Genomic DNA, 26,507 nt, shown 5'->3' with positions numbered 1-26,507 from the left:
GCGCTGCATTCGCCATGCAGCGGGCTGCTGTTGAAAGTATCGGGTCGCGGAAAATTTGCTTAAGACGAAAACGTGATATCAAAACGCCCAAGCACTCCGATGCCTGGGCGTAAACGATTCAGCGTACGGTAAAACGCTGCTGGACCAACAAACGGTCGCCCTGGAACACCATGAAACGCCACTCGCCGGGGATCACTTCATGACTCTCGGTGAACTCGTAGGCCATGATGTCCTGCGGCGCGCCCGGCACCAGTTTCTGGGTCACTTCGAGCTTGTCGTGACGCTGGCCATCCGGGGTGCGGATACCCGGTGTGAAATACAGCAGGGTCAGCGGCACATCCTCGGCCACCTTGCCGGCCAGCTGATAACGCAGGCCGAACTTGGTGCCCAGCCGCGCAGGCACGATCTCGGTCTGCTCGATGTTCTCGTTACTGCGCCGCAGCACTCGCTCACCCGACTGCAACGCGGCCTTCGGCCCCTCGAACACACCATATTCCACTGGGCCTTCGACACGGACTTCGGCATGAACTTCGGAAATGCCCAGGCCACTGAGCATCATCAGCGCCGCCAATGCGCTTAAACGGGTGAGGTGCATATCGCGCTCCTTGATTGAGATTGCGCGAGCCTATGACGCAGGCATGACAGGCTGATGACAAACCTGCATCGCCAGCGCCCTGGCAACGCCCACGCACTGGAGCCACCCTGGATCAACGTGCCCGCGGCAGCACGGCGAGGAAGTTGTCCCGGGCCACCTTGCGCGCCACGTCCTCCGGCAAGGCATCGAGGAAGGGCTCGAAGCCGCGCATTTCCCGCCCCAGCTTGTTGAATCGCCCGACAACGTCCGACCCCAGCATGAACCGCTCGGGAAAGCGCTCCACCAGCTTTACCCACTCCGTCCGGGGCACGCCCTGCTTATCCAGCAGGTACGGCCGGAGCACGCTCCAGGACAGGTCGATGTACAGGTTGGGGTAGGACTCGAGCATCCGCGCCAGGGTCGGCAGGAGAAAACTCAACTGCACCTGGTGCCGGTGGATCTCCATGCTGGTGCCCGCGTGGGCCCAGATAAAACGCGTGTGAGGGTGATTGCGCAGCGGCTCTTCGATTTCCGCCAGGTACAGCGGGTTCTTTTCGCGCTTGGAGGTGATGTTGGAATGCAGCATCACCGGCAGGTCGTTTTCCGCCGCCAGATGATAGATCCGCGTCATCGCCTCGTTATTGGCCCGTGGCGTATCGCCGGAGGTCAGCGCGGTCAGGTCGTCGTGGCGGGTGAAGACCTCGCCGATGCCCTGCCACAGCCCCGGGTTGAGGTCGAGCATGCGCTGGATATGGGCCTCGGAGTTCTTGTCGTTGGGGTTGAAGCCGGACAGGAACGGATGGAAGTGCCGGCGCTGCTCGGGCGTCAGGCGGTTCACCGCGGCGGCGACAATCACATCGGTAGCGCTGTACCAGTAGGCATCGGCGTCGTCGCCGGCGTAGTAGCGCGGCCGCTTGGGTTCGTCTTCATGCCATTTCTTGGCCACCGGGATACCGGAAATCATCACATGCTCGATGCGGTTGTCGGCCATGGCCTTGAGCAGCTTGTCCATGCCCGCCGACTCCTGGAAGAAGTCGACGTAATGCAGGTGGGCATCGCTGTAGGCGTAGTCGCGGGCCTGGGCCCAGGCGCTCGGCAGCAGCAACAGCAAGGTGCTCAGGTAGATCCAGTGCATGGGTGGGCTCCCGTCGATTCACGCTGGGTAGACCCTGCCCCGGATGTGGCGGTTCAGAAAAAGGGGAACGCACAACCAGCGTAATGCTCTATAACTGCACCACCTTTCAACGACTGCTCATTGCCCGAGGTCCGTCATGACTATCACCGTCAATACCGAATCCAGCGAAGGTTTTCGCCACAGCATCCAGATCGATGACCACCAATTGTTCGCCGACCTACCCAAGACCCTGGGCGGCGAAGGTTCCGCGCCGGAACCCCACGACTTCTTCGATGCCGCCCTGGGCGCCTGCAAGGCCCTGACCCTCAAGCTATACGCGCAGAAAAAAGAGATTCCGCTCACCGGCGTCACGGTCGAGGTCAAGCACGACAACAGCCAGGAGCAGAAAGGCAAATACGCGCTGCACGTCAAACTGACCCTCAAAGGCGTGCTCACCGACGCCCAGCGTGAAGAACTGCATCGTGTCGCCGACCGCTGCCCGGTGCACAAGCTGATGACCACCGCCGAGGTGAGCATCGAGACCCACCTGTCCGAAGGCGCCTTCAGCCAATAGCGCCACGGCTCGCACAAGCGGGTTATGCTCCCGGGCATCACCCGATCAGCCTGGAATGCACCATGAACACACCGCTCGTGATTCGCCCTCGCGCCGAGGACGTCGAAGGCCAACCCATCCTGCGTCCGCTGCCCTCGGCCCAATGCCGCAGCGTGGGGCCCTTCGTGTTTTTCGATCACATGCTGCAAACCCGCTACCCCGCGGGCAAGGGCATGAATATCCGCCAACATCCGCATATCGGCCTGTCGACCCTGACCTACCTGTTCCAGGGACAGATCCAGCACAAGGACAGCCTGGGTTCCGACCAGGTGGTGAACCAGGGGGATGTCAGCTGGATGACCGCCGGCAGCGCCATCGCCCACGTCGAGCGCACCCCGCAGGCGCTGATCGACAGCGACTTCAGCATGCACGGCCTGCAAGTCTGGCTGGCCTCCCCCAAGCCCCATGAACAAGGCCCGGGGCACTACAGCCATCACCCGGCCGCGACCCTGCCGGTCAGCGACAACCTCGGGGTCAGGATCCGCATGATCGCCGGCAGCGGTTTCTGCCTGGAATCGCCGGTCCCCGTGCTCTCCCCGACCCTGTATGCCGAAATACAGCTGCAGACCGCGACCACCCTGCTGATCCCCGCCGAACATGAGGAGCGCGCCCTGTACGTGCTCGAAGGCGACGCCCAGCTGGACGGCGAGCCCGTCGAGCCGCATGCGCTGGTGATCCTGCCGGCCGGCACCACCCCGACCCTGTTCGCCGACAGCGACTGCCACGCCGTGCTGTTCGGCGGCGCGCCGCTGGACGGTCCACGGCGGATCAACTGGAACTTCGTCTCCAGCGACCCGGCCCGTATCGATGAAGCCCGCCAGCGCTGGGCCGCCGGCGACTGGCCGACGGTGCCGGGAGAAAGCGAACGAATCGAACTGCCCAAGGGCAAGGGCTCGCCGTCACCCCTGTAGCGCCGGGCGTTCGGAGGCCTGGGCAGGTCAAGCACCCAGCCTAGGCTCCACCGCCGCCAGGTTGCGCAAGCAGGTACCGGCCGGCGCGAGCGGTTGCGGGTAGCCGGATCCCGGCCTATGGTCCAAGCGATGCATTGCCTGCGACCGCCGCGCGATGATTCGCCGTGGGTCGCTGTCCATCCAGCGCAGCTTTGCGCAGCGAGGTGACGACATGCCAAACGACTCCCGTCCCGCCGTGCTCGAACTGATCGGCAACACGCCGCTGGTGCGTGTCAGCCGTTTCGATACCGGCCCCTGTACGCTGTTTCTCAAGCTTGAATCGCAAAACCCCGGTGGTTCGATCAAGGACCGCATAGGCCTGGCGATGATCGACGCCGCCGAGCGCGACGGCCGCCTTCGCCCCGGCGGCACCATAGTCGAGGCCACCGCCGGCAACACCGGCCTCGGCCTGGCCCTGGTCGGCCGCGCCAAGGGCTACCGGGTGGTCCTGGTGGTGCCGGACAAGATGTCCACCGAGAAGGTCCTGCACCTCAAGGCGATGGGCGCCGAAGTGCATATCACCCGCTCCGACGTCGGCAAGGGCCACCCTGACTACTACCAGGATATGGCGGCGCGGCTGACCAAGGAGATTCCCGACGCCTTCTTCGCCGATCAGTTCAACAACCCGGCCAACCCGTTGGCCCACGAATGCAGCACCGCGCCGGAAATCTGGGCGCAGACCCAACATGATGTGGACGCCATAGTGGTCGGCGTCGGCTCGGCCGGCACCCTGACCGGGCTGACCCGGTTCTTCCGCCGGGTGCAGCCGGACCTGGCCATGGTCCTGGCCGATCCGGTCGGTTCGGTGATGGCCGAATACAGCCGCAGCGGCACCCTGGGCACACCCGGTTCCTGGGCCGTGGAAGGCATAGGCGAAGACTTCGTTCCGTCCATCGCCGACCTTTCCAGCGTGCGCAAGGCCTATTCCATCAGCGACGAAGAAAGCTTCGAGCACGCCCGCCAGCTGCTGCGCGCCGAGGGCATTCTCGGCGGCTCTTCGACCGGTACCCTGCTGGCCGCGGCTCTGCGCTACTGCCGCGAGCAGACCGAACCGAAGCGGGTGGTCAGCTTCGTCTGCGACACCGGCACCCGCTACCTGTCGAAGATCTACAACGACCAATGGATGAACGACCAGGGCCTGCTGCAACGCAAAGGCTACGGCGACCTGCGCGACCTGATCGCGCGGCGCTTCGAGGACGGCCGGGTGATCAGCGTGGGGCCGGACGACACCCTGCTCACCGCCTTCCAGCGCATGCGCCTGGCCGACGTGTCGCAACTGCCGGTGCTGGTGGACGGACAGCGGCTGGTCGGGGTAATCGACGAGTCGGACATCCTGCTGGGCGTGCACGAAGACGCTTCACACTTTCGCAAGACCGTGGCCAGCGCCATGAGCGATCAGCTGGAAACCCTGCCTCCCAGCGCCAGCCTGGCCGAACTGGAGGCGGAACTCGACCGTGGCTTCGTGGCGATCATCGCCGACGCCTCGGGCTTCCACGGCTTGATTACCCGGGTCGACATGCTCAACCACCTACGGAGATCACTGCCATGAGCCAACAGGATGAAACCGGCGCGCCGCGCGCCTTCGCCACCCGGGTGATCCATGCCGGGCAGACGCCGGACCCCTCCACCGGGGCGCTGATGCCGCCGATCTACGCCAACTCCACCTATGCCCAGCAGAGCCCCGGGGTGCACAAGGGCCTGGACTACGGGCGCTCGCACAACCCCACGCGCTGGGCGCTGGAGCGCTGCGTGGCGGACCTCGAGGGCGGCACCCAGGCCTTCGCCTTCGCCTCCGGGCTGGCGGCGATTTCCAGCGTGCTCGAACTGCTCGACGCCGGCGCGCATATCGTTTCCGGCAATGACCTGTACGGCGGCACCTTCCGCCTGTTCGAACGGGTGCGCCGGCGCAGCGCCGGGCATCGCTTCGGCTTCGTCGACCTGTCCGACCTCTCGGCCTTCGAAGCGGCGCTGCAGGACGACACGCGAATGGTGATGGTCGAGACCCCGAGCAATCCCCTGCTGCGCCTCACCGATCTCGCCGCCATCGCGCGCATCTGCCGTGCGCGGGGCATCATCTGCGTCGCCGACAACACCTTTGCCAGCCCATGGATCCAGCGCCCGCTGGAGCTGGGCTTCGATATCGTGCTGCACTCGACGACCAAGTACCTCAACGGCCATTCCGACGTGATCGGCGGTATCGCGGTGGTCGGTCAGAACCCCGACCTGGCCGAGCGCCTGGGCTTCCTGCAGAACGCGGTGGGGGCTATCGCCGGGCCGTTCGACGCCTTCCTCACCCTGCGCGGGGTGAAGACCCTGGCGCTGCGCATGGAACGCCACTGCAGCAACGCCCTGGAGCTGGCGCAATGGCTGGAACGCCAGCCGCAGGTGGCGCGGGTCTACTACCCAGGCCTGCCGTCCCACCCGCAGCACGCACTGGCGCGACGGCAGATGCAGGCTTTCGGCGGGATGATCTCCCTCGATCTGAACTGCGACCTGGCCGGTGCCAAGCGGTTTCTCGAGAACGTGCGGATCTTCGCCCTGGCCGAGAGCCTGGGTGGCGTGGAAAGCCTGATCGAGCATCCGGCGATCATGACCCACGCCAGCATTCCCGCGGACACCCGGGCACAGCTCGGCATCGGCGATGCTCTGGTGCGCTTGTCCGTGGGGGTCGAGGATGTCGAGGACCTGCGCGCCGACCTGGCCCAGGCGCTGACGCGAATCTGAATGGCTGACAGGCACAAAAAAAACCGCTTGGTGTACAAGGCGGCTCACTGAGAGCCGCATTGCATCGCCAGGCGGGCTTGTGGTTCCCTGGGCTCAGCCCTTGAACACTTCGTCCAGCAGGTTGTGCATCGAGGTGAAGGCCCGGCCCGCGGTCTTGGCGTCGTACATCATCTTGCCCGGTACATTGGCGTGCGGATCGGTGAAGGAATGCACCGCGCCGCCGTAGCTCAGCAGCTGCCAATCCACGCCCGCGGCATTCATTTCCGCTTCGAAGGCCGGCAATTGCTCTTTCGGCACCAGCGGGTCGGAAGCGCCGTGCAGCACCAGCACCGAGCCCTTGATGTTCTGGGCGTCGGCCGGGTTCGGCGTATCCAGGGTGCCGTGGAAGGACACCGTGGCTTTCAGCGGCGCACCGCTGCGCGCCAGCTCCAGGGAGCAGCAACCACCAAAGCAGAAACCGAAGGTGGCCAGCCTGGCCTTGTCCACAGCAGCTTCCTGCTGGCTTTGCAGCGCCTCGAAAGCCGCCTGCATGCGCTTGCGCAGCAGGGCCCGGTCATCCTTCAGCGGCATCATGGCGGCGCCCGCCTCGTCGCCGTTGCTCGGACGGACCTGTTGCCCGTACAAGTCGGCGATCAGCACCACATACCCCTTGGCGGCCACCGCCTCGGCGATCTTCTCCGCATCGGCGCTGACACCCATCCAGTTCGGCGCCATCAACAGCCCCGGACGCGGGCCCTGCTGGCCGGAATCGAACGCCAGGCGGCTTTCATAGGATTGACCATCAATCTGGTAGACCAGGGAACGAACAGTGACTTGGCTCATTTCAGACTCCTGATTCAAAAACACCGGAATGAAAAAACCCGCCGAAGCGGGTTTTTATGCAACGTAGTTAAACCGACAGTTCAACCAACAGCTTGTTCAGACGACGCACATAGGCGGCAGGGTCTTTCAAGCTGTCGCCGGCGGCCAGGGCCGCCTGATCGAAGAGGATGTGCGACAGGTCGCCGAAGCGCTCGTCACTCTGCTCGCCGTCGAGTTTCTCGATCAACGGGTGAGCCGGGTTGAATTCGAAGATCGGCTTGGAATCCGGCACCTTCTGCCCGCTGGCCTCGAGGATCTGGCGCATCTGCAGGCCCAGGTCCTGCTCGCCGATCGCCAGGATCGCCGGGGAGTCGGTCAGGCGGTGGGAAACCCGCACTTCGCTGACGGTATCGCCCAGGGCGGTCTTGATCCGCTCCACCAGGCCTTCCTTGCTCTTGGCGACTTCTTCCGCGGCCTTCTTGTCCTCTTCCGAGTCCAGGTTGCCCAGGTCCAGGTCACCACGCGCCACGTCGACAAAGCTCTTGCCGTCGAAGTCGCTCAGGTAGCTCATCAGCCACTCGTCGATGCGGTCGGTCAGCAGCAGCACTTCGATGCCTTTCTTGCGGAAGACCTCCAGGTGCGGGCTGTTCTTGACCTGCGCGTAGGTTTCGCCGGTGAGGTAGTAGATCTTGTCCTGACCTTCCTTGGCGCGCGCCAGGTACTCGGCCAGGGACACCACTTGCTCGCCGTCGTCGCCCTGGGTGGAGGCGAAGCGCAGCAGGCCGGCGATCTTTTCCTTGTTGGCGAAGTCTTCGGCCGGGCCTTCTTTCATCACCTGGCCGAAGTTTTTCCAGAAGCCCTTGTATTGCTCAGGCTCGTTCTTCGCCAGTTTTTCCAGCATGTCCAGCACGCGCTTGGTCAGCGCCGACTTCATGGAGTCGATGATCGGGTCTTTCTGCAGGATTTCCCGCGACACGTTCAGCGACAGGTCGTTGGAGTCGACCACACCCTTGATGAAGCGCAGGTACAGCGGCAGGAAGGACTCTGCCTGGTCCATCACGAACACACGCTGCACGTACAGCTTCAGGCCTTTCGGCGCTTCACGCTGGTACAGGTCGAATGGCGCACGGGCCGGCACGTACAGCAGCGAGCTGTATTCCAGCTTGCCTTCGACCTTGTTATGGCTCCAGCTCAGCGGGTTCTCGAAATCGTGGGCGATGTGCTTGTAGAACTCCTGGTATTCCTCGTCCTTGATCTCGGTACGCGGACGGGTCCACAGGGCACTGGCGCGGTTGACGGTTTCCCATTCCTGCGCAGGTTTCTCTTCACCCTCGGCGGCAGCGACCTCTTTCGGCAGCTCGATCGGCAGGGCGATATGGTCGGAGTACTTCTTGATGATGTTGCGCAGGCGCCAGCCATCGGCGAACTCGTCGTCGCCGGACTTCAGGTGCAGGACGATACGGGTGCCGCGGTCGGCCTTGTCGATGGTCGCGACTTCGAACTCACCCTCGCCCTTGGAGGACCAGTGCACGCCTTCGCTCGCAGCGAGGCCGGCACGACGGCTGAAGACATCGACCTTGTCGGCGACGATGAAGGCGGAATAGAAGCCCACGCCGAACTGGCCGATCAGGTGCGAATCCTTCTTCTGGTCGCCCGTGAGGTTTTTCATGAAATCGGCAGTGCCGGACTTGGCGATAGTCCCCAGGTGGGTGATCACATCTTCCCGGCTCATGCCGATGCCGTTGTCTTCGAGGGTGACGGTCTTGGCGTCCTTGTCGAAGCTCACACGGATTTTCAGCTCCGCGCCACCTTCCAGCAACTCAGGCTTGGACAGGGCTTCGAAGCGCAATTTGTCGACAGCGTCAGAGGCGTTCGAGATCAATTCGCGAAGGAAGATTTCCTTGTTGGAATACAGCGAATGGATCATGAGGTGCAGCAGTTGCTTTACCTCGGTCTGGAAGCCCAGGGTTTCCTTTTGAGTTTCCACACTCATGGTCATCAAACTCCAATCAGATGGCATAAGCCGCGCCCGGAGGGCTTACGGCGGGATGTCCACAGAGTTGGGGGCTAGACCTGAGATTTCAAGGGCCTGGACTTTCTTCGAGCTTGAAATGTGCTCGGGCGGTGGCAATCGGCTCCTCTGCGCTGCTCTGCCAGGCGGTGATGGCCACGTTCGCCACCCGCCGGCCCTGGCGGCAGACCTGGCACCTGGCATAGGTATCGCGAAATTGCCCGGCGCGCAGGTAATCGAGGGAGAAGTCGATGATCTTCGGCACTCCGGGCGAGCCGGTGCCAATCAACAGGTGCAGGGCCGCCGCCAACTCCATGAAACCGGCGATCACCCCACCGTGCAGGGCCGGCAGCAACGGGTTGCCAATGTTGTCGCGGTTGGCGGGCAGGCGAAACAGCAACTCATCACCCTGTCGCGAACACTCGATGCCGATCAGCCTGGCGTACGGAATCCGTTGCAACAGTGCGGCGTAATCGCCTTGCCGGTGGGCACGCTGCACTTGTTCCTGGAAATCGTCGCTCATGGCTGCTCACCCTTGATGGCGCCGGCAAAACCTTTGCTGCCCTTGATGCCCTTGCCCATGCGCATGAAGGTGCCCACCACATGGGCAACGGGGTGCTCGGGGTCGTCCTGATAGGCAAAACCGCGGGTAAAAATCACGTCGGTGGTCACCCGATAGCACTGGGCAAAGCCATACACGCTTTTGCCCGGCTCTGCCGGGTGCATGTAATCGATGCGCAGGTCCAGGGTCGGGCAGACCTCGAACTCCGGCAGGACGCACAAGGTGGCCATGCCGCAAGCGGTGTCCATCAACGAGGTCAGCGCGCCACCGTGGATCACTCCGGTCTGAGGGTTGCCGACTATCTGCGGACTGTAAGGCAGCATCAGGGTGATGCCGTCTTTTGAAGCGCTGTGCACGCTCATGGCCAATACCTGGCAATGGCGCAGCGCCGACAAAAACCGCGTCGCACGCTCAAAAACAGGGTTTTGCTCCATAAGGTAATTCTCTAGTTGATGTCAAAACCGCTCAGTTGACGAGACAGGTAAAAGTTCCATATTGCTGGCACTTTATATATCTTTAGCTTTCAAGGAACTTAACCTGTAGAGCCACGCTCGAAAGGCCAGAAGATATCTTCAATAAGGAGAAACACCCCATGCGTAAGACTTTAGCTATTGCCCTGATGCTGACCGCTTCCCTCGGTCTCGCTGCCTGCGATAAAAAATCCGAGGACAAAGCTCAAGATGCCAACCAACATGCTGAGCAAGCTCAACAGAAAATGAACGAAGCTCAGGATAAAGTGAACGAAGCCGCAAAAGAAAACGCCGAAGCAGCCAAAGATCAGGTTGAATCGAGCAAAGCAGCGGCTGAAGAAGCTGCCAAGGAAGCCGCTCCTAAAACCAACTAATCCGGTTTTAGTGCAGCAAAAAGAAAGCCCGCCTAGTGCGGGCTTTACTTTGTCTGGAATAACTTCTAAGCCAACAGGCTGCGAAAAGTCGGACTAAGCATCAGCAGCAATGAGCAGAGCAGACCGATAAACCAGACCAGGCTGCGCTGCCAGGCCAGGTCCGCCCAATAGCACAGCAGATAGATAACTCGCGTAATGACGAAGACGATCGCCAGGCCGTCGATCAACCAGCCCTGAGTCTGGGTGGTATGGGCCACCAGGACCCCGACCGCGAATAACATAAAGGCTTCGAAACTGTTCTGGTGCGCCGCCAGCGCCCGGGCACCGAACCCCGTGAGTTGCGCCTGTTGCTGGCGTGGCAGGTGATTGTCGTAACCGCCCTGCTCTTTCATGGCCCTGGCCACCGGCATCCGTGCCACGTAAATCAACAACGCGCTGATAAACACACACCAAAACGCGATACTCATCAGGCTATCTCCTTGTTCGCCTCGGGCAATGGCGCCTCTGTAGGGGTATAGACCATTACGTCCAACACGTCGGAATGAAACTCCCGGCGGTACAGCACCAGCACCACGCCCGCGCTCATCAACATGAACAGCCAGGGGCTGACGAACCAGGCCAGCATGCTCATGCCGAAGTAATAGGAACGCAGGCCGAAGTTGAACTGGTTGGCGGCCATGGAAATCACCCGAGCGGCCCGCAAGGCAAAGGCTTTTCGCTCCTGTTCAGAAACATGCCGCTCACCGATCATCGGCGCCGAGCCGACGAGGATGGCGGCGAAGTTGTACTGGCGCATGCACCAGCTGAAGGTGAAGAAGGCGTAGACGAACACCAGGGCCAGGCACAGCAGCTTGATCTCCGACATGCCCTGGGAGGCCTGCTGCACCATGGGAATGTCGGCCAGCAGCGACACCGCGCGCTCGGAAGCGCCGAGCACGGTGAGGATACCGGCGAGGATAATCAGGGTACTGGAAGCAAAGAACGAGGCATTGCGCTCCAGGTTGCCGATCACGCTGGCATCGGCGATGCGGTTGTCGCGCAGCAGCATGCGGCGCATCCAGTCCTCCCGGTACAGGTGCAGCACGCTGGCCAGGCACGCGGTGTCGCGCCCCTTCCACGTGGCGTAGCGGGTATAGCCGCCCCAGCAGATGACAAACCAGAGGGCGGCGATGAGATGGATCAGGTTGGCTTCGACGAACGACATGCAGGTTCCCGGATAGGCGTTGGCAGAGTGCGGATACAACTGGCACTGCTTCGACGTTGATCGAGGAAAAAAGACACCATCCGTCGCCCATAAAAAATGCCCCGTATCGCCGGATACGGGGCATTTTCATGGCTACTCGGTGCCCGCTCGTGACGGGCATCGGGCAGATAGCGGTTTAGGCCATCGCTTCGCTGCGCTTGCCCAGCAGGCGGTCGCAGACCACCGCGACCGCCAAGGTCATGACCGAAGGCACCAGCCACGCCAGGCCCTGCTCGCTCAGCGGCAGGTGCATCAACTGGGTTGGCATCCAGTCCGCCAGGCCGGCGCCCTTGAGGGCGTCGATCAGACCGAACAGGAAGGACACCAGCATCACCGGACCGACGATGCGGCCTTGCTCATGCCAGAAGTCCTTGCAGAAGCTCAAAGCCACCAGGGCGATGCATGGCGGGTAGATAGCGGTCAGCACCGGGATGGAGAAAGCGATCAGCTTGGTCAGGCCCAGGTTGGACACCAGCAGCGAGAATGCCGCCAGGATGATCACCAGGGTCTTGTACGACAGCGGCAGCACGCGGCTGAAGTACTCGGCGCAGGCACAGGTCAGGCCGACCGCGGTTACCAGGCAGGCCAGGGAAATCAGCACGGCCAGGAAGCCGCTGCCCAGGGAGCCGAAGGTGTGTTGCACATAAGCGTGCAGCACCGCCGCGCCGTTGGTGGCGCCGGCCGCGACTTCGTGGCTGCCCGAACCCAGGCGAAACAGGCTGACATACACCAGCGCCAGGCCGACACCGGCAATCAGCCCGGCGATGATCGCGTAACGGGTGATCAGGCGCGGCGACTCGACACCCCGGGAACGGATGGCGTTGACGATGACGATGCCGAACACCAGTGCGCCCAGGGTATCCATGGTCAGGTAACCATTGATGAAGCCCTGGGAGAACGGCGCCGCGACGTACTCGGGAGTCGCCACACCGATATCACCGGCCGGCAAGGCGAACGCGGCGATGCCCAGTACAGCCAGGGCGATGATCTTCAGCGGCGCGAGGAAACGCCCAACGGTGTCCAGCAGGCGTCCCGGGTAGAGGGAGATGAAAAACACCAGCAGGAAATACGCCGAGCTATAGAGGAACAGCGCCAGCGGACTTTCGCCGGTCAAGGGCGCCAGGCCTACTTCGAAGGACACGGTCGCGGTACGCGGCGTCGCGAACAACGGGCCGACCGCCAGGTAGCAGACCGCCGCCAACAGGCCACCGGCGATTTTGCCGATCGGGCTGCTCAGCGCGTCCATCGCCCCGCCGACCTTGGCCAGCGCAACGACGGTCACCACCGGAAGGCCCACGGCGGTGATCAGGAAGCCCAGCGCCGCGATCCAGACGTTAGGTCCGGACTGCAAGCCGACGATAGGCGGGAAGATGATATTGCCGGCCCCGACGAACAGGGCAAAGGTCATAAAACCCAGTGCCAGAATGTCCTGGCCTTTCAACACTTTCATTAAGGAAATACCACACTACTGAATCGGAATTTAGAGAGGGATTTCCCTTATGGGTGAGGGAAATGCTGTCGGTCCGTATAGGACTGACCCGTTTAGCGCGCAGCTTCCTTGTGGGACGCAGACGCAAAAGAGGCGGCTAGCCTACCGAATTTGTAAGACAAACGCACTGTTGGAGGGCGAACTGTCCGATAAGCGACATTGGTGTGTCGCGTTTACGTATTAAAAGCAGCTGCAAGATACAAGTTGCAAGCAACAAGCTTCTCTTGCAGCTTGCCGCTTGAGGCTGGCAACTGCTCTTAACGAACAAAGGCCACCCGAAGGTGGCCTTTGTCAGCAGAGTTACAAGCTAAGCGCGAGGCTTACTTGACAGCCCAGCCAGTCAGCTCGGCCAGGGCCTTGCCGATGTCTGCCAGCGAACGCACGGTTTTCACGCCTGCGTCTTGCAGAGCAGCGAATTTCTCGTCTGCAGTGCCTTTGCCGCCAGAGATGATTGCGCCAGCATGGCCCATGCGCTTGCCCGGAGGAGCAGTCACACCAGCGATGTAGGAAACAACCGGCTTGGTCACGTTAGCCTTGATGTAGGCAGCCGCTTCTTCTTCAGCCGAACCGCCGATCTCGCCGATCATCACGATCGCTTCGGTCTTCGGGTCTTCCTGGAACAGCTTCAGGATGTCGATGAAGTTGGAGCCTGGAATCGGGTCACCACCGATGCCGACGCAGGTGGACTGACCGAAACCGGCGTCAGTGGTCTGCTTAACGGCTTCGTAAGTCAGGGTGCCGGAACGGGAAACGATACCGACCTTGCCTGGCAAGTGAATGTGACCTGGCATGATGCCGATCTTGCATTCGCCTGGAGTGATCACGCCTGGGCAGTTAGGGCCGATCAGGGTAACACCCAGCTCGTCGCACTTGACCTTGGCATCCAGCATATCCAGGGTAGGAATGCCTTCGGTGATGCAGACGATCAGCTTGATGCCGCCGAAAGCCGCTTCCAGGATGGAGTCCTTGCAGAAAGGAGCTGGAACGTAGATCACGCTGGCGGTGGCGCCAGTGGCAGCTACAGCGTCTTTCACGGTGTTGAAGACAGGCAGGCCCAGGTGCTCGGTGCCGCCTTTGCCCGGAGTTACGCCGCCAACCATCTTGGTGCCGTATTCGATGGCTTGCTGGGTGTGGAAACTACCTTGCGAACCGGTAATACCCTGGCAGATAACTTTGGTGTCTTTATTGATCAGGACGCTCATTATTTGCCCTCCGCAGCTTTGACAACTTGTTGAGCAGCGTCGGTCAGGCTGGTAGCAGCGATGATGTTCAAGCCGCTTTCTGCCAGTACTTTAGCGCCCAGTTCAGCGTTGTTGCCTTCAAGGCGAACAACAACCGGGATTTTCACGCCGACTTCTTTCACTGCACCGATGATGCCTTCGGCAATCATGTCGCAACGAACGATGCCGCCGAAGATGTTGACCAGTACTGCAGCGACGTTGGTGTCGGACAGGATGATCTTGAAGGCTTCGGTCACGCGCTCTTTGGTAGCGCCACCACCTACGTCGAGGAAGTTGGCTGGCTTGCCGCCGTGCAGGTTGACGATGTCCATGGTACCCATGGCCAGGCCGGCACCGTTGACCATGCAGCCGATGTTGCCTTCCAGGGCCACGTAGTTCAGTTCGAACTTGGCAGCGTGCGCTTCGCGCGGATCGTCCTGGGACGGATCGTGGAAAGTCTTCAGCTTAGGCTGACGGTACATGGCGTTGGCGTCGATGTTGATCTTCGCGTCCAGGCAGTGCAGGTCGCCATCAGCCTTGATCACCAGCGGGTTCACTTCCAGCAGTGCCAGGTCGTGGTCCTGGAACAGTTTGGCCAGGCCTACGAAGATTTTGGCGAACTGAGTGACTTGCTTGCCTTCCAGGCCCAGCTGGAAAGCCAGCTCGCGCCCCTGGAATGGCTGAGCGCCAACCAGTGGATCGATAGTGGCTTTGAGAATTTTTTCTGGAGTGTCGTGAGCGATTTTCTCGATGTCCACGCCACCTTCGGTGGAAGCCATGAACACGATGCGACGGCTCGAACGGTCGACGACAGCGCCCAGGTACAGCTCTTTAGCGATATCAGTGCACGATTCAACCAGGATCTTGGTGACTGGCTGACCATTGGCGTCAGTCTGGTAAGTCACCAGACGCTTGCCCAACCACTGTTGAGCGAATGCTTTAGCGTCTTCTTTGCTGCGAACCAGCTTTACGCCGCCCGCTTTACCGCGACCACCGGCGTGAACCTGGGCTTTGACAACCCACTCGGAGCCGCCGATCTTGTCGCAAGCTTCTGCTGCTTCTTCCGGGGTGTCTACCGCGTAGCCTTTGGATACTGGCAGGCCGTATTCAGCGAACAGCTGCTTACCCTGATACTCGTGAAGATTCATGCTTTTTACCGTCTTCGTTAGGTACTGCGCATTCGGCGCTGCGCTCTTGATGAGTGCCGCGCCACCTGTGACCGCTCCTCACCGGACTCCCCTGCCCCGCCTCCGCAGCCTGGGCTGCGGCACAACGCATGAAGATTCCCGTGAGGTCGAGTCCAGCGGACGTTCCGCGGTGAGTCTTGCTCGCAAGGCTCACGACGGGCAATCCGCCGTGGTTTCTTATTGTCTTAACGCTTTTTGCGGTTGGCGATGTGGATGGCGCCGCCATTCACTGCCAGTGCTGCTTCGTGCAGAGCTTCGGACAGGGTCGGATGGGAGAAAACCATCATGCCCAGGTCTTCGGCGCTGGTACCGAATTCCATGCCGATCGCACCTTGCTGAACCAGTTCCGCCGCGCTTGGGCCGATCACGTGGACGCCCAATACACGGTCAGTCTTGGCATCAGCGATGACTTTTACGAAACCGCCGGTGTCGTTGGCTGCCATGGCACGGCCGCTGGCTGCGAACGGGAAGGTGCCGACGTTAACTTCAACGCCTTCAGCTTTCAAGGCCTGCTCGGTCTTGCCGACCCACGCGATTTCCGGGTGAGTATAAATAACCGAAGGGATCAGGTCATAGTTCATCTGAGCCTTGTGGCCCTTGATGCGCTCGACGACCATGATGCCCTCTTCCGAGGCCTTGTGAGCCAGCATCATGCCGCGAACCACGTCGCCGATCGCGTAAACGCCCGGTACGGTGGTGGCACAGTGATCGTCAACGTGCACGAAACCGCGCTCGTCGAGGGTCACGCCGCAATCGGCAGCCAGCAGATCAGTGGTCACCGGACGGCGACCAACGGCTACGATCAGCTTGTCGAAAGTGATGTTCTGTTCGCCGTTGGCATCGGTGTAGGTCACGACCACTTCTTCGCCGTTGACCTTGGAGCCGGTGACGCGAGCGCCCAGCTTGATGTCCAGGCCCTGTTTGGTCAGGGTTTTCAGCGCTTCCTTGGAGACGGCGGTGTCGGCAGCCATCAGGAAGGTGTCAAGGGCTTCCAGGACGGTCACTTCAGCGCCCAGACGGGACCATACCGAACCCAGTTCCAGACCGATCACGCCAGCGCCGATCACGCCCAGGCGTTTTGGTACGGATTGGAATTCCAGGGCGCCGGTGGAGTCGACGATCACTTTCTGATCGACCGGAGCCGGCGGAATGTCGATTGGACGGGAGCCTGGCGCCAAGATGACGTTCTCGGCCTCGATCACTTCCACCGAGCCGTCTGGCTTGGTGACTTCGACTTTCTTGCCGGCCAGCAGTTTGCCGTGGCCCTGGATGGAGGTCACGCCATTGGCCTTGAACAGGGTAGCAACACCGCTGGTCAGGTTTTTCACGATGTTGGCTTTGCGGCCGACCATCGCAGGCACGTCCATGGACACGCCAGCATGGCTGATACCGTGGATCGCGAAACCATCTTGGGCTTCGTGGAATTTCCAGGAGCTGTCCAGCAGCGCCTTGGAAGGGATGCAGCCGACGTTCAGGCAAGTACCGCCGAGGGCCAGCTTGCCCTCCTTGTCGGTATATTTCTCGATGCAGGCAGTCGTGAGGCCGAGTTGTGCAGCTTTAATGGCAGCTACATAGCCGCCAGGGCCTGCGCCAATCACTACCACGTCGAATTTCTGAGTCATGTGTCATTCCTTCTCGAATCAAACCGGACGGCCTCTTGTGGAGGCCGTCGTGGGACGAAGCTGTTCGTTTCGGCGAAAGGCCGATCATCGCTGATCGGCCCATGCTACGAAATCAGATATCCAGCAGCAGACGAGCCGGGTCTTCCAGCAGGTTCTTGATGGTAACCAGGAAGGTCACTGCTTCTTTGCCGTCGATCAAACGGTGATCGTAGGACAGAGCCAGGTACATCATCGGACGGATAACCACCTGACCGTTGATCGCCATAGGACGTTGCAGAATGTTGTGCATGCCCAGGATCGCCGCTTGCGGCGGGTTGACGATCGGAGTCGACATCATCGAACCGAAAGTACCACCGTTGGTGATGGTGAAAGTACCGCCGGTCATCTCTTCCATCGACAGTTTGCCGTCACGGGCTTTCTTGCCGAAGGTGGCGATGCCGCCTTCGATTTCAGCCAGGCTCATCAGTTCGGCGTTACGCAGAACCGGAACCACCAGACCGCGGTCGCTGGACACGGCAACACCGATGTCGGCGTAGCCGTGGTAGACGATGTCGGAGCCGTCGATCGAGGCGTTGACCGCCGGGAAACGCTTCAGCGCTTCGGTAGCAGCCTTGACGAAGAACGACATGAAGCCCAGGCGTACGCCGTTGTGGGACTTCTCGAACAGATCCTTGTACTTCGAACGCAGGGCCATGACTTCGGTCATGTCGACTTCGTTGAAGGTGGTCAGCATCGCCATGTTCGACTGGGCTTCGACCAGACGCTCGGCAACCTTGGCACGCAGGCGGGTCATCGGAACGCGCTTCTCGACACGGTCGCCGGCAGCGAATACCGGAGCAGCGGCGGCTGGCGCGGCAGCCTTGGCAGGCGCGGCAGCCGGAGCGGCTTTCTTGGCAGCAACGGCTGCAACCACGTCTTCCTTGGTCACGCGACCGCCTTTGCCGGTACCGGCAACGGAAGCGATGTTGATGCCGTTCTCTTCAGCCAGCTTGCGCGCAGCAGGAGCAGCGATTGGATCGTCTTCGCCTTCGGCGGCAGGAGCTGCGGCCTGAGCGGCAGCTGGTGCGGCAGCGGCGGCTGGAGCAGCAGCGGCAGCAGCGCCTTCAGCGATGGAGCCCAGTACTTCGTCGGACAGAACGGTGTCGCCTTCGTTCTTGACGATAGCGCCCAGCACGCCGTCAGCGGTGGCCAGAACTTCCAGCACGACCTTGTCGGTTTCGATGTCGACGATCAGTTCGTCGCGCTTGACGGCGTCGCCCGGTTTTTTGTGCCAGGTGGCAACGGTGCCATCGGCAACCGATTCCGGGAAAGTGGGGGCTTTGATCTCGATAGCCATTATCTGTGGTTCCTTAAATTCGGTTTCAGGTGCGCGAAGGCGTTAAACAGTGAAAGCATCTTGCAGCAGTTTTTCCTGCTGCTCGGCGTGCATCGATGCGTAACCGCATGCAGGTGCAGCAGAGGCTTCACGGCCCGCGTACTCGAGTACGAGCGACTTGTCGTGATTGCCAACGATGCGGCGCATGTGGTGCTGGCTGCAGTACCAGGCCCCCTGGTTCATCGGCTCTTCCTGACACCAAACGACATGCTTGAGGTTGGTGTACGGAGCCAGGACTTCGTTCAAGTCGTCCTCAGGGAATGGGTACAGCTGCTCGATACGCACGATGGCGATGTCGTCACGGCCTTCGGCACGGCGCTTTTCCAGCAGGTCGTAGTAGACCTTGCCACTGCACAGAATCAGACGATTCACGTCCTTTGGATCCTGGGCATCGATTTCCGGAATAACGGTCTGGAACGAACCTTCCGCCAGATCTTCCAGGGTCGAGATGGCCAGTTTGTGACGCAGCAGCGATTTCGGAGTCAGGACCACCAGCGGCTTGCGCAGCGGGCGAATCACTTGACGACGCAGCAGGTGGTAGATCTGGGCCGGGGTGGTCGGCATGCAGACCTGGATGTTGTGCTCGGCGCACAGCTGCAGGTAACGCTCCAGACGAGCCGAAGAGTGCTCCGGACCCTGACCTTCATAACCGTGCGGCAGCAGCATGGTCAGACCGCAGAGACGGCCCCACTTGTGCTCGCCACTGGTGATGAACTGGTCGATCACCACCTGGGCACCGTTGGCGAAGTCGCCGAACTGGGCTTCCCAGATCACCAGCGCGTTTGGTGTGGTGGTCGAGTAACCGTATTCAAACGCCAGTACGGCTTCTTCGGACAGGAACGAATCGTACAGATCGAAACGTGGCTGGCCGTCATACAGGTGCTGCAGCGGAATGTAGGTGCTGGCGTCTTTCTGGTTGTGCAGGACCGCATGACGGTGCGAGAACGTACCGCGGCCGATGTCCTGGCCGGTCATGCGGATCGGGTGACCTTCGAACGCCAGGGTCGCGTATGCCATGGTTTCGGCATAACCCCAGTTGATCGGCAGGCCGCCGGCTTGCATCTTCTGACGGTCTTCGTAGATCTTCGCGACCTGGCGCTGAACCACGAAGCCTTCCGGCAGCTCCAGCAGCTTGGCGGACAGTTCCTGCAGGGTCTTCAGATCGAAGGTGGTGTCGTGACGCGCGGTCCAGGCGTGGCCCAGGTAAGGACGCCAGTCCACGAACAGCTCTTTGTTCGGCTCTTTGACCAGGCTCTTCACTACGTGCAGGCCGTTATCCAGCGCGTTGCGGTATTCGTCGACTTTCGCCTGAACACGCTCGGCGTCGAGCACGTTGGCCTGGACCAGACGATCGGCATACAGCTCACGGGTGGTGCGCTGCTTGGCGATCTGCTGGTACATCAGAGGCTGGGTGCCGCTTGGCTCGTCCGCTTCGTTGTGGCCGCGACGACGGTAGCAGACCAGGTCGATCACCACATCGCGCTTGTACTGCATGCGGTAGTCGATGGCCAGCTGGGTCACGAACAGTACGGCTTCCGGATCATCACCATTCACATGGAGGATCGGCGCCTGGATCATTTTCGCGACGTCGGTGGCGTACTCGGTGGAACGCGAGTCCAGCGGGTTGCTGATGGTGAAACCGACCTGGTTGTTGATCACGATGTGCACGGTACCGCCGGTCTTGAAACCGCGGGTCTGCGACATCTGGAAGGTTTCCATCACCACGCCTTGACCGGCGAACGCAGCGTCACCGTGGATGGAGATTGGCAGAACCTTGTCACCGGTCTGGTCGTTGCGACGATCCTGACGGGCGCGCACCGAACCCTCGACCACTGGCGAAACGATTTCCAGGTGGGATGGGTTGAAGGCCATGGCCAGGTGAACTTCACCGCCGGTGGTCATCACGTTGGACGAGAAGCCCTGGTGGTATTTCACGTCACCGGAGCCCAGCTCGACCTTCTTCTTGCCTTCGAACTCGTCGAACAGCTCGCGCGGGTTCTTGCCGAAGGTGTTGACCAGGACGTTGAGGCGACCACGGTGGGCCATGCCGATCACGACTTCCTTGGTGCCGTAGGAACCGGAACGCTGGATCAGCTCGTCGAGCATCGGGATCAGGCTTTCGCCGCCTTCCAGGCCGAAACGCTTGGTGCCCGGGTACTTGGTGCCCAGGTATTTTTCGAGGCCTTCAGCTGCGGTGACGCGCTCGAGCAGGTGACCCTTGATATCCGTGGAGTAGGTCGGACGGCCGCGTACACTTTCCAGACGCTGCTGGAACCACTGGCGCTGCTCGGAATCGGTGATATGCGTAAATTCAGCGCCGATGGTGCGGCAATATGTCTGCTGCAACGCTTCGTGAATTTCGCGTAGGCTCGCTTCCTCTTTGCCGATGAACAGGTCGCCGGCACGGAAGGTCGTATCAAGATCGGCATTGGTCAAGCCGTAATGATTGATTGACAGGTCTGCAGGTGCAGGACGCTGCCACAGCCCCAGCGGGTCAAGCTGGGCTGCCTGGTGGCCACGCATACGGTAGGCCTGGATCAATCGCAGCACTTCAACTTGCTTCTTCTCGTGCTCGCTGCTCACGCTACCGGCGGATACCGGCTGGGCGCGGCGCTGGTTCTTTGCCAGCAGCACGAAATGATCGCGGATTGTCGAGTGCGAAACATCGATGGCAGTGCTGCCGTCGGTAGGCAACTTCTGGAAGTAAGTGCGCCACTCTTCTGGCACAGCGTTAGGGTCGTGCAGGTAGAGCTCGTAGAGCTCTTCCACATAGGCAGCGTTACTACCGGATAGGTAGGCGCTGTTCCACATGCGCTGCATCACGCTTTCTTGCATGCTTGGTCACCCTCGGTTAGGGGAACACCACCGGCGAAGACACCGAGCAAACTTGCAAAAGTCCGAGTGCAGCGACCAAAACAAGCCACTTAGGATCACGCTGATAGTCCGGGTACCAGCCCGGATGCCCCTGCTTGTCTCATTTCTTCAAAATACGAGCGGCAACTTTGTGAGCTGCTGCTCAGCTTAAAACTACGGCGCCGGTTGAAGCCTGCGCCGTAGCCTCTACGGGTACAGCGGTCCTACGGGTACAACAGCTGAATCACACGCCGCTTTGCAGCAGCATGTTACGTATGTGACCGATGGCCTTAGTCGGGTTCAGGCCTTTCGGACAAACGTTGACGCAGTTCATGATGCCGCGGCAGCGGAATACGCTGAACGGATCATCCAGCGAAGCCAGACGCTCGGACGTCTTGGTGTCGCGGCTGTCTGCCAGGAAGCGATAGGCTTGCAGCAGGGCAGCTGGACCCAGGAACTTGTCCGGGTTCCACCAGAAGGACGGGCAGGAAGTCGAGCAGCAAGCGCACAGGATGCACTCGTACAGACCATCGAGCTTTTCGCGCTCTTCAGGGGACTGCAGACGCTCGATGGCCGGGGCCGGCGTGTCGTTCTGCAGGAATGGCTTCACCTTCTCGTATTGCTTGTAGAAGATGCTCATATCGACGACCAGGTCACGGATAACCGGCAAACCTGGCAGCGGACGAACAACCAGCTTGTTCTTCTTCACCACGGCAGACAGCGGCGTGATGCAGGCCAGGCCGTTCTTGCCGTTGATGTTCATGCCGTCGGAACCGCAAACACCTTCACGGCAGGAGCGGCGATAGGAGAAACCTTCGTCCTGCTCTTTGATCAGCGCCAGTACGTCCAGCACCATCAGATCCTTGCCACCGGTGTCGACCTGGAAAACCTGGGTTTTCGGCGCGGAGTCGGTGTCAGGGTTGTAACGATAAACTTCGACTTGCAACATATCGATCACCCTTTAGTAAGTCCGGACTTTTGGTTCAAAAGTCGGAACAGTCTTCGGCGAGAAGTTAACGGCACGCTTGGCAACGCGCTTCTCACCCGGGAAGTACAGGGTGTGGCACAGCCAGTTTTCGTCGTCGCGGTCTTCGAAGTCTTCACGGGCGTGGGCGCCGCGGGACTCTTTGCGCACTTCGGCAGCGATGGCGGTGGCTTCGGCCACTTCCAGCAGGTTCTGCAGCTCCAGCGCTTCGATACGTGCCGTGTTGAACGCCTGCGACTTGTCGTTGATCTTGACGTTGGCGATGCGGGTACGCAGCTCGGCCAGTTGGGCAATGCCCTTCTGCATGTATTCGCCGGTACGGAATACGCCGAAGTAGTTCTGCATGCAGTTTTGCAGCTCGCGACGCAGGGTAGCCACGTCTTCGCCATCGGTACGCTCGTTGAGCGCGGACAGACGTGCCAGGGCCGCATTGATGTCGGCGTCGGTAGCGTCGTCGTATTCGATACCGTCGGTCAGCGCCTTTTCCAGGTGCAGGCCGGCAGCGCGGCCGAACACCACCAGGTCGAGCAGCGAGTTGCCGCCCAGGCGGTTGGCGCCGTGAACCGATACGCAAGCCACTTCACCCACTGCGAACAGGCCAGGGATGATTTCGTCGTTGCCTTCGGCGTTCTGGGTGATCGCCTGGCCATGAATATTGGTGGCAACGCCGCCCATCATATAGTGGCAAGTCGGAACAACCGGAACCGGAGCAACAACCGGGTCAACGTGGGCGAACGTCTTGGACAGTTCGCAGATGCCTGGCAGACGGCTGTGCAGCACTTCCTCGCCCAGGTGGTCGAGCTTGAGCATCACGTGGTCGCCATTCGGACCGCAACCGTTGCCGGCGATGATCTCTTTAACCATCGAACGGGCAACAACGTCACGACCGGCAAGGTCCTTGGCGTTCGGAGCATAACGCTCCATGAAACGCTCACCGTGCTTGTTGATCAGGTAACCACCTTCACCACGGCAACCTTCGGTCACCAGTACACCGGCACCGGCGATGCCGGTCGGGTGGAACTGCCACATTTCGATGTCTTGTACCGGCACGCCGGCACGCAGCGCCATGCCGACACCGTCACCGGTGTTGATCAGGGCGTTGGTGGTGGATGCATAGATACGACCCGCACCGCCGGTCGCCAATACGGTGGCTTTCGCGCGGATGTAGGTGGTTTCACCGGTTTCGATGCAGATCGCGATCACACCGACGAACGCGCCATCCTGGTTCTTTACCAGGTCGACGGCGTAGTACTCGTTCAGGAAGGTGGTACCGGCTTTCAGGTTACCCTGATAAAGGGTGTGCAGCAGCGCGTGACCGGTACGGTCGGAAGCTGCGCAGGTACGGGCAGCCTGGCCACCTTTACCGTAATCCTTGGACTGACCGCCGAAAGGACGCTGGTAGATACGACCGGTTTCGGTGCGGGAGAACGGCAGGCCCATGTGGTCCAGCTCGAAAACCGCGGCTGGGCCTTCCTGACACATGTATTCGATAGCGTCCTGGTCACCGATATAGTCGGAACCCTTGACGGTATCGTACATGTGCCAGCGCCAGTCATCGTTCGGGTCGGCCGACGCGATGGCGCAGGTGATGCCGCCCTGGGCCGACACAGTGTGCGAGCGGGTCGGGAACACCTTGGTGATCACTGCAGTCTTGTGGCCGCCCTGGGCCAGCTGCAATGCGGCACGCATGCCGGCGCCGCCGCCGCCAATGATGATGGCGTCGAAAGAAATCGTTGGAATGTTAGCCATGAATCAGATACCCCAGAGAATCTGCACACCCCAGACGAAGTAGGCGAACATTGCAACGCCGCATACTGCCTGGAAAAGGAAACGTACTGCAGTCGCCGACTTGCCCAGCGCCATCGGCGTCAGGTAGTCGGTCGAGATGGTCCACATGCCGACCCAGGCGTGAGCGCCCAGAGCAACCATGGCCAGCAGGCTGAAGATACGCATCCAGTTGTTGGAGAACAGTGCGTGCCATTGCTCGTAGCCAAGGCCCGGGTTCGCAACGAGGTATCCGATCAGGAAGATGAAATAAGCCGCGAGAACGACCGCAGACACACGTTGTGCCATCCAGTCATAGAGGCCCGAACGCGACAGGTTCGTGACGTTAGTTACCATATCCAAACTCCTGCCAGAACGATTACCACCACGGATACGGCGATAACGATTTTAGAGCCCAGCTTGCCGCCTTCCAGCGTCTCACCGATGCCCATGTCCATGATCAAGTGGCGCACACCGGCAACCAGGTGATACAGCAAGGCGGACAGGATGCCCCAAATCACTAGCTTGGCTAGCGGACTGGTCAGACACGCTTTCACCTCGCCGAAGCCTTCCTCGGAGCTGAGCGACTTGTCCAATGCATAAAGCATGATGGCAAGGCTCACAAAGAGGATGACACCGGAAATACGGTGAAGGATGGACGTGTAAGCAGTGACTGGGAGTTTGATGGTCCTTAGGTCTAGGTTTACAGGTCGTTGGCTATTCACGGCTTTTTTCACACTGAAGAGCCCCTAACAATCAGGGCAAAGTTGTTGGGGAGTGCACTGGTCAGGTACCCACCACCCAGGGAGTGACGACCCCCATCAAACCGGGCCCGAAAGCCCATGGCGGTCGGTGGCCGAGTATAGACAGTTAGGCTACTAATGACAACGCAATCACCTTCCCCTAATAGCTCATTGCGTTAGGCGGACAAAAGGCGTAAATGGCGGGGAATTTCGAGGAAAAAGTCCGGTTAAAGCCTTCTGGGGCAAGACTTTAGGCAAATTGACATTCGGATTTATCTCACTATAGTGGTGCGGGCCCTGCGTGGGGGGTCTGTCTGATGATTTCAAGCATAAATAGGAGGCCACATGGCTGACAAAAAAGCGCAGTTGATCATCGAGGGCGCAGCCCCCGTCGAGCTGCCCATTTTAACCGGCACCGTTGGTCCCGATGTAATCGATGTTCGGGGCTTGACGGCCACGGGCCGCTTCACCTTTGACCCGGGTTTCATGTCGACCGCCTCCTGCGAGTCGAAAATCACCTATATCGACGGCGACAACGGCATTCTGCTGCACCGCGGCTACCCGATCGAACAGTTGGCTGAAAAGTCGGACTACCTGGAAACCTGCTACCTGCTGCTCAACGGCGAATTGCCGACCGCAGAACAGAAGGCCCAATTCGTCGGCAACGTGAAGAACCACACCATGGTTCACGAGCAGCTGAAGACCTTCTTCAACGGCTTCCGTCGCGACGCCCACCCGATGGCGGTCATGTGCGGCGTAGTCGGCGCCCTCTCGGCCTTCTACCACGACTCCCTGGATATCAATAACCCGCAGCATCGCGAAATTTCCGCGATTCGCCTGGTTGCCAAGATGCCGACCCTGGCCGCGATGGTTTACAAGTACTCCATGGGCCAACCCATGATGTACCCGCGCAACGACCTGTCGTACGCGGAAAACTTCCTGCACATGATGTTCAACACCCCGTGCGAGATCAAACCGATCAGCCCGGTGCTGGCCAAGGCAATGGACCGGATCTTCATTCTCCATGCCGACCACGAGCAGAACGCATCGACCTCCACCGTACGCCTGGCGGGCTCCTCGGGGGCCAACCCGTTCGCCTGTATCGCTGCCGGTATCGCCGCACTCTGGGGCCCGGCTCACGGCGGCGCCAACGAAGCGGTACTGACCATGCTCGACGAAATTGGCGATGTCTCGAACATCGACAAGTTCATCGCCAAGGCCAAGGACAAGAGCGATCCGTTCAAACTGATGGGCTTCGGTCACCGCGTCTACAAGAACCGCGACCCACGCGCCACCGTCATGAAGCAGACCTGCGACGAAGTACTGAAAGAGCTGGGCATCAAGCATGACAAACAACTCGAACTGGCCATGCGCCTGGAAGAGATCGCCCTGACCGACCCATACTTCATCGAACGCTCGCTGTACCCGAACGTCGACTTCTACTCGGGGATCATCCTCAAGGCCATCGGCATTCCAACCAGCATGTTCACCGTGATCTTCGCCCTGGCGCGTACCGTCGGCTGGATCTCGCACTGGAAAGAAATGCTCTCCAGCCCTTACAAGATCGGCCGCCCTCGCCAGCTGTACACCGGCTACGAGTCGCGCGACATCACCAAGCTGGAAGACCGCAAGTAAGACCTGTTGCCTTATGCTAACGTCTTGACTGCAGCGGATACGGCCTCTTTATAGAGGCCGTATTTGTTTGTGCCTCCCCACCCCCGCTATTTCCCTGTAGCAGCCTGTACTAGGCCGCACAGCGGATGTAGAACGCCAAGTCCGCGCCACTCTCACGATGAAGAGCTTGCGAGCGTTGCGCACTCGACCGCAGGCTGC

24 protein-coding genes are annotated in these 26,507 nt (G+C 60.7%); 6 read left to right on the top strand and 18 right to left on the bottom strand.

Annotated features, from left to right (window positions below; genetic code table 11):
- Nucleotides 1–118 precede the first annotated feature (118 nt).
- Both H0I86_RS08545 and H0I86_RS08540 read right to left on the bottom strand, forming a co-directional pair.
- Entirely contained in the window at nucleotides 119–595 is a 477-nt protein-coding gene (locus H0I86_RS08545) for a DUF3859 domain-containing protein (protein WP_124350070.1), read from the bottom strand.
- Between the two features lie 112 nt (nucleotides 596–707).
- On the bottom strand, nucleotides 708–1,709 hold the full coding sequence (locus tag H0I86_RS08540) for an amidohydrolase family protein (protein ID WP_180924688.1): 1,002 nt from the start codon (nucleotides 1,707–1,709) through the stop codon (nucleotides 708–710).
- A gap of 136 nt (nucleotides 1,710–1,845) precedes the next feature.
- Here H0I86_RS08540 and H0I86_RS08535 point away from each other — a divergent pair, with 136 nt between their 5' ends.
- The 4 genes from H0I86_RS08535 (at nucleotide 1,846) to H0I86_RS08520 (ending at nucleotide 5,975) form a co-directional block, all read left to right on the top strand.
- Nucleotides 1,846–2,262 (top strand): OsmC family protein, encoded by a 417-nt coding sequence (locus H0I86_RS08535; RefSeq protein ID WP_007931549.1) that lies wholly within the window; start codon nucleotides 1,846–1,848, stop codon nucleotides 2,260–2,262.
- Nucleotides 2,263–2,324: 62 nt separating this feature from the next.
- Nucleotides 2,325–3,212, top strand: a complete 888-nt coding sequence (locus tag H0I86_RS08530) for a pirin family protein (protein WP_180924687.1) — start codon at nucleotides 2,325–2,327, stop codon at nucleotides 3,210–3,212.
- Nucleotides 3,213–3,423: 211 nt separating this feature from the next.
- Nucleotides 3,424–4,800, top strand: a complete 1,377-nt coding sequence (locus tag H0I86_RS08525) for a pyridoxal-phosphate dependent enzyme (RefSeq protein WP_124319868.1) — start codon at nucleotides 3,424–3,426, stop codon at nucleotides 4,798–4,800.
- Complete coding sequence (locus tag H0I86_RS08520; RefSeq protein ID WP_180924686.1) at nucleotides 4,797–5,975, top strand: trans-sulfuration enzyme family protein; 1,179 nt, start codon at nucleotides 4,797–4,799, stop codon at nucleotides 5,973–5,975. The genes H0I86_RS08525 and H0I86_RS08520 overlap by 4 nt, the downstream gene beginning before the upstream one ends.
- Before the next feature lie 93 nt (nucleotides 5,976–6,068).
- On the opposite strand, the gene H0I86_RS08515 is transcribed toward H0I86_RS08520, so the two are convergent.
- From H0I86_RS08515 to H0I86_RS08500, 4 genes are all read right to left on the bottom strand, one after another.
- Complete coding sequence (locus H0I86_RS08515) at nucleotides 6,069–6,797, bottom strand: dienelactone hydrolase family protein (RefSeq protein WP_180924685.1); 729 nt, start codon at nucleotides 6,795–6,797, stop codon at nucleotides 6,069–6,071.
- 67 nt (nucleotides 6,798–6,864) lie between these two features.
- On the bottom strand, nucleotides 6,865–8,769 hold the full coding sequence (htpG, locus tag H0I86_RS08510; protein WP_180924684.1) for a molecular chaperone HtpG: 1,905 nt from the start codon (nucleotides 8,767–8,769) through the stop codon (nucleotides 6,865–6,867).
- Between the two features lie 88 nt (nucleotides 8,770–8,857).
- Nucleotides 8,858–9,310, bottom strand: a complete 453-nt coding sequence (locus H0I86_RS08505; protein ID WP_180924683.1) for a PaaI family thioesterase — start codon at nucleotides 9,308–9,310, stop codon at nucleotides 8,858–8,860.
- Complete coding sequence (locus H0I86_RS08500; RefSeq protein WP_124298803.1) at nucleotides 9,307–9,783, bottom strand: PaaI family thioesterase; 477 nt, start codon at nucleotides 9,781–9,783, stop codon at nucleotides 9,307–9,309. The genes H0I86_RS08505 and H0I86_RS08500 overlap by 4 nt, the downstream gene beginning before the upstream one ends.
- Before the next feature lie 158 nt (nucleotides 9,784–9,941).
- Between H0I86_RS08500 and H0I86_RS08495 the strand changes: the two genes are divergently transcribed.
- Nucleotides 9,942–10,193, top strand: coding sequence for a hypothetical protein (locus H0I86_RS08495; RefSeq protein WP_007931529.1), 252 nt, complete (start codon nucleotides 9,942–9,944; stop codon nucleotides 10,191–10,193).
- A gap of 65 nt (nucleotides 10,194–10,258) precedes the next feature.
- Here the strand turns inward: H0I86_RS08495 and H0I86_RS08490 are convergent, their stop codons facing one another.
- The 12 genes from H0I86_RS08490 to sdhC all read right to left on the bottom strand — a co-directional run bounded on the left by H0I86_RS08490 (nucleotide 10,259) and on the right by sdhC (nucleotide 24,668).
- Nucleotides 10,259–10,660: an MAPEG family protein gene (locus H0I86_RS08490; RefSeq protein WP_180924682.1), complete on the bottom strand. Its 402-nt coding sequence runs from the start codon at nucleotides 10,658–10,660 to the stop codon at nucleotides 10,259–10,261.
- Nucleotides 10,660–11,397, bottom strand: a complete 738-nt coding sequence (locus tag H0I86_RS08485; RefSeq protein WP_009047770.1) for a DUF599 domain-containing protein — start codon at nucleotides 11,395–11,397, stop codon at nucleotides 10,660–10,662. Before H0I86_RS08485 ends, H0I86_RS08490 begins: the two co-directional genes overlap by 1 nt.
- 175 nt (nucleotides 11,398–11,572) lie before the next feature.
- Nucleotides 11,573–12,886 (bottom strand): branched-chain amino acid transport system II carrier protein, encoded by a 1,314-nt coding sequence (gene brnQ / locus H0I86_RS08480; RefSeq protein ID WP_180924681.1) that lies wholly within the window; start codon nucleotides 12,884–12,886, stop codon nucleotides 11,573–11,575.
- A gap of 359 nt (nucleotides 12,887–13,245) precedes the next feature.
- Nucleotides 13,246–14,127, bottom strand: coding sequence for a succinate--CoA ligase subunit alpha (gene sucD / locus H0I86_RS08475; protein ID WP_007931513.1), 882 nt, complete (start codon nucleotides 14,125–14,127; stop codon nucleotides 13,246–13,248).
- Nucleotides 14,127–15,293: an ADP-forming succinate--CoA ligase subunit beta gene (gene sucC, locus H0I86_RS08470; protein ID WP_007931510.1), complete on the bottom strand. Its 1,167-nt coding sequence runs from the start codon at nucleotides 15,291–15,293 to the stop codon at nucleotides 14,127–14,129. The genes sucD and sucC overlap by 1 nt, the downstream gene beginning before the upstream one ends.
- Before the next feature lie 224 nt (nucleotides 15,294–15,517).
- Nucleotides 15,518–16,954, bottom strand: a complete 1,437-nt coding sequence (gene lpdA, locus H0I86_RS08465; RefSeq protein WP_007931507.1) for a dihydrolipoyl dehydrogenase — start codon at nucleotides 16,952–16,954, stop codon at nucleotides 15,518–15,520.
- A 112-nt stretch (nucleotides 16,955–17,066) separates the two neighbouring features.
- Entirely contained in the window at nucleotides 17,067–18,290 is a 1,224-nt protein-coding gene (gene odhB, locus H0I86_RS08460; protein ID WP_038581006.1) for a 2-oxoglutarate dehydrogenase complex dihydrolipoyllysine-residue succinyltransferase, read from the bottom strand.
- Between the two features lie 42 nt (nucleotides 18,291–18,332).
- Nucleotides 18,333–21,164 carry a 2-oxoglutarate dehydrogenase E1 component gene (locus tag H0I86_RS08455; RefSeq protein ID WP_180924680.1) on the bottom strand — a complete coding sequence of 944 codons (2,832 nt, stop codon included), beginning with the start codon at nucleotides 21,162–21,164 and terminating at the stop codon, nucleotides 18,333–18,335.
- A gap of 262 nt (nucleotides 21,165–21,426) precedes the next feature.
- A complete protein-coding gene (locus H0I86_RS08450; protein ID WP_011060051.1) occupies nucleotides 21,427–22,131 on the bottom strand; it encodes a succinate dehydrogenase iron-sulfur subunit in 705 nt (234 codons plus the stop codon).
- Between the two features lie 12 nt (nucleotides 22,132–22,143).
- Nucleotides 22,144–23,916 carry a succinate dehydrogenase flavoprotein subunit gene (sdhA, locus tag H0I86_RS08445; protein WP_180924679.1) on the bottom strand — a complete coding sequence of 591 codons (1,773 nt, stop codon included), beginning with the start codon at nucleotides 23,914–23,916 and terminating at the stop codon, nucleotides 22,144–22,146.
- A 3-nt stretch (nucleotides 23,917–23,919) separates the two neighbouring features.
- Nucleotides 23,920–24,288, bottom strand: coding sequence for a succinate dehydrogenase, hydrophobic membrane anchor protein (sdhD, locus tag H0I86_RS08440; protein ID WP_007931497.1), 369 nt, complete (start codon nucleotides 24,286–24,288; stop codon nucleotides 23,920–23,922).
- Nucleotides 24,282–24,668: a succinate dehydrogenase, cytochrome b556 subunit gene (gene sdhC / locus H0I86_RS08435; protein WP_169915034.1), complete on the bottom strand. Its 387-nt coding sequence runs from the start codon at nucleotides 24,666–24,668 to the stop codon at nucleotides 24,282–24,284. Before sdhC ends, sdhD begins: the two co-directional genes overlap by 7 nt.
- A gap of 351 nt (nucleotides 24,669–25,019) precedes the next feature.
- Between sdhC and gltA the strand changes: the two genes are divergently transcribed.
- A complete protein-coding gene (gltA, locus tag H0I86_RS08430) occupies nucleotides 25,020–26,309 on the top strand; it encodes a citrate synthase (protein ID WP_124319858.1) in 1,290 nt (429 codons plus the stop codon).
- Nucleotides 26,310–26,507: the final 198 nt, after the last annotated feature.

This window comes from Pseudomonas chlororaphis subsp. aurantiaca (genome assembly GCF_013466605.1).
In the GTDB taxonomy this organism is placed as follows: domain Bacteria; phylum Pseudomonadota; class Gammaproteobacteria; order Pseudomonadales; family Pseudomonadaceae; genus Aquipseudomonas; species Aquipseudomonas chlororaphis_I.
Note: the sequence above shows the minus strand (reverse complement) of the source record. Positions and strands in the feature narration are given on the sequence as shown.

Coding starts and splice junctions, on each gene's coding strand:
- H0I86_RS08545 (WP_124350070.1), bottom strand. CDS start 595: ATGCACCTCACCCGTTTAAGCGCATTGGCGGCGCTGATGATGCTCAGT.
- H0I86_RS08540 (WP_180924688.1), bottom strand. CDS start 1,709: ATGCACTGGATCTACCTGAGCACCTTGCTGTTGCTGCTGCCGAGCGCC.
- H0I86_RS08535 (WP_007931549.1), top strand. CDS start 1,846: ATGACTATCACCGTCAATACCGAATCCAGCGAAGGTTTTCGCCACAGC.
- H0I86_RS08530 (WP_180924687.1), top strand. CDS start 2,325: ATGAACACACCGCTCGTGATTCGCCCTCGCGCCGAGGACGTCGAAGGC.
- H0I86_RS08525 (WP_124319868.1), top strand. CDS start 3,424: ATGCCAAACGACTCCCGTCCCGCCGTGCTCGAACTGATCGGCAACACG.
- H0I86_RS08520 (WP_180924686.1), top strand. CDS start 4,797: ATGAGCCAACAGGATGAAACCGGCGCGCCGCGCGCCTTCGCCACCCGG.
- H0I86_RS08515 (WP_180924685.1), bottom strand. CDS start 6,797: ATGAGCCAAGTCACTGTTCGTTCCCTGGTCTACCAGATTGATGGTCAA.
- htpG (WP_180924684.1), bottom strand. CDS start 8,769: ATGAGTGTGGAAACTCAAAAGGAAACCCTGGGCTTCCAGACCGAGGTA.
- H0I86_RS08505 (WP_180924683.1), bottom strand. CDS start 9,310: ATGAGCGACGATTTCCAGGAACAAGTGCAGCGTGCCCACCGGCAAGGC.
- H0I86_RS08500 (WP_124298803.1), bottom strand. CDS start 9,783: ATGGAGCAAAACCCTGTTTTTGAGCGTGCGACGCGGTTTTTGTCGGCG.
- H0I86_RS08495 (WP_007931529.1), top strand. CDS start 9,942: ATGCGTAAGACTTTAGCTATTGCCCTGATGCTGACCGCTTCCCTCGGT.
- H0I86_RS08490 (WP_180924682.1), bottom strand. CDS start 10,660: ATGAGTATCGCGTTTTGGTGTGTGTTTATCAGCGCGTTGTTGATTTAC.
- H0I86_RS08485 (WP_009047770.1), bottom strand. CDS start 11,397: ATGTCGTTCGTCGAAGCCAACCTGATCCATCTCATCGCCGCCCTCTGG.
- brnQ (WP_180924681.1), bottom strand. CDS start 12,886: ATGAAAGTGTTGAAAGGCCAGGACATTCTGGCACTGGGTTTTATGACC.
- sucD (WP_007931513.1), bottom strand. CDS start 14,127: ATGAGCGTCCTGATCAATAAAGACACCAAAGTTATCTGCCAGGGTATT.
- sucC (WP_007931510.1), bottom strand. CDS start 15,293: ATGAATCTTCACGAGTATCAGGGTAAGCAGCTGTTCGCTGAATACGGC.
- lpdA (WP_007931507.1), bottom strand. CDS start 16,954: ATGACTCAGAAATTCGACGTGGTAGTGATTGGCGCAGGCCCTGGCGGC.
- odhB (WP_038581006.1), bottom strand. CDS start 18,290: ATGGCTATCGAGATCAAAGCCCCCACTTTCCCGGAATCGGTTGCCGAT.
- H0I86_RS08455 (WP_180924680.1), bottom strand. CDS start 21,164: ATGCAAGAAAGCGTGATGCAGCGCATGTGGAACAGCGCCTACCTATCC.
- H0I86_RS08450 (WP_011060051.1), bottom strand. CDS start 22,131: ATGTTGCAAGTCGAAGTTTATCGTTACAACCCTGACACCGACTCCGCG.
- sdhA (WP_180924679.1), bottom strand. CDS start 23,916: ATGGCTAACATTCCAACGATTTCTTTCGACGCCATCATCATTGGCGGC.
- sdhD (WP_007931497.1), bottom strand. CDS start 24,288: ATGGTAACTAACGTCACGAACCTGTCGCGTTCGGGCCTCTATGACTGG.
- gltA (WP_124319858.1), top strand. CDS start 25,020: ATGGCTGACAAAAAAGCGCAGTTGATCATCGAGGGCGCAGCCCCCGTC.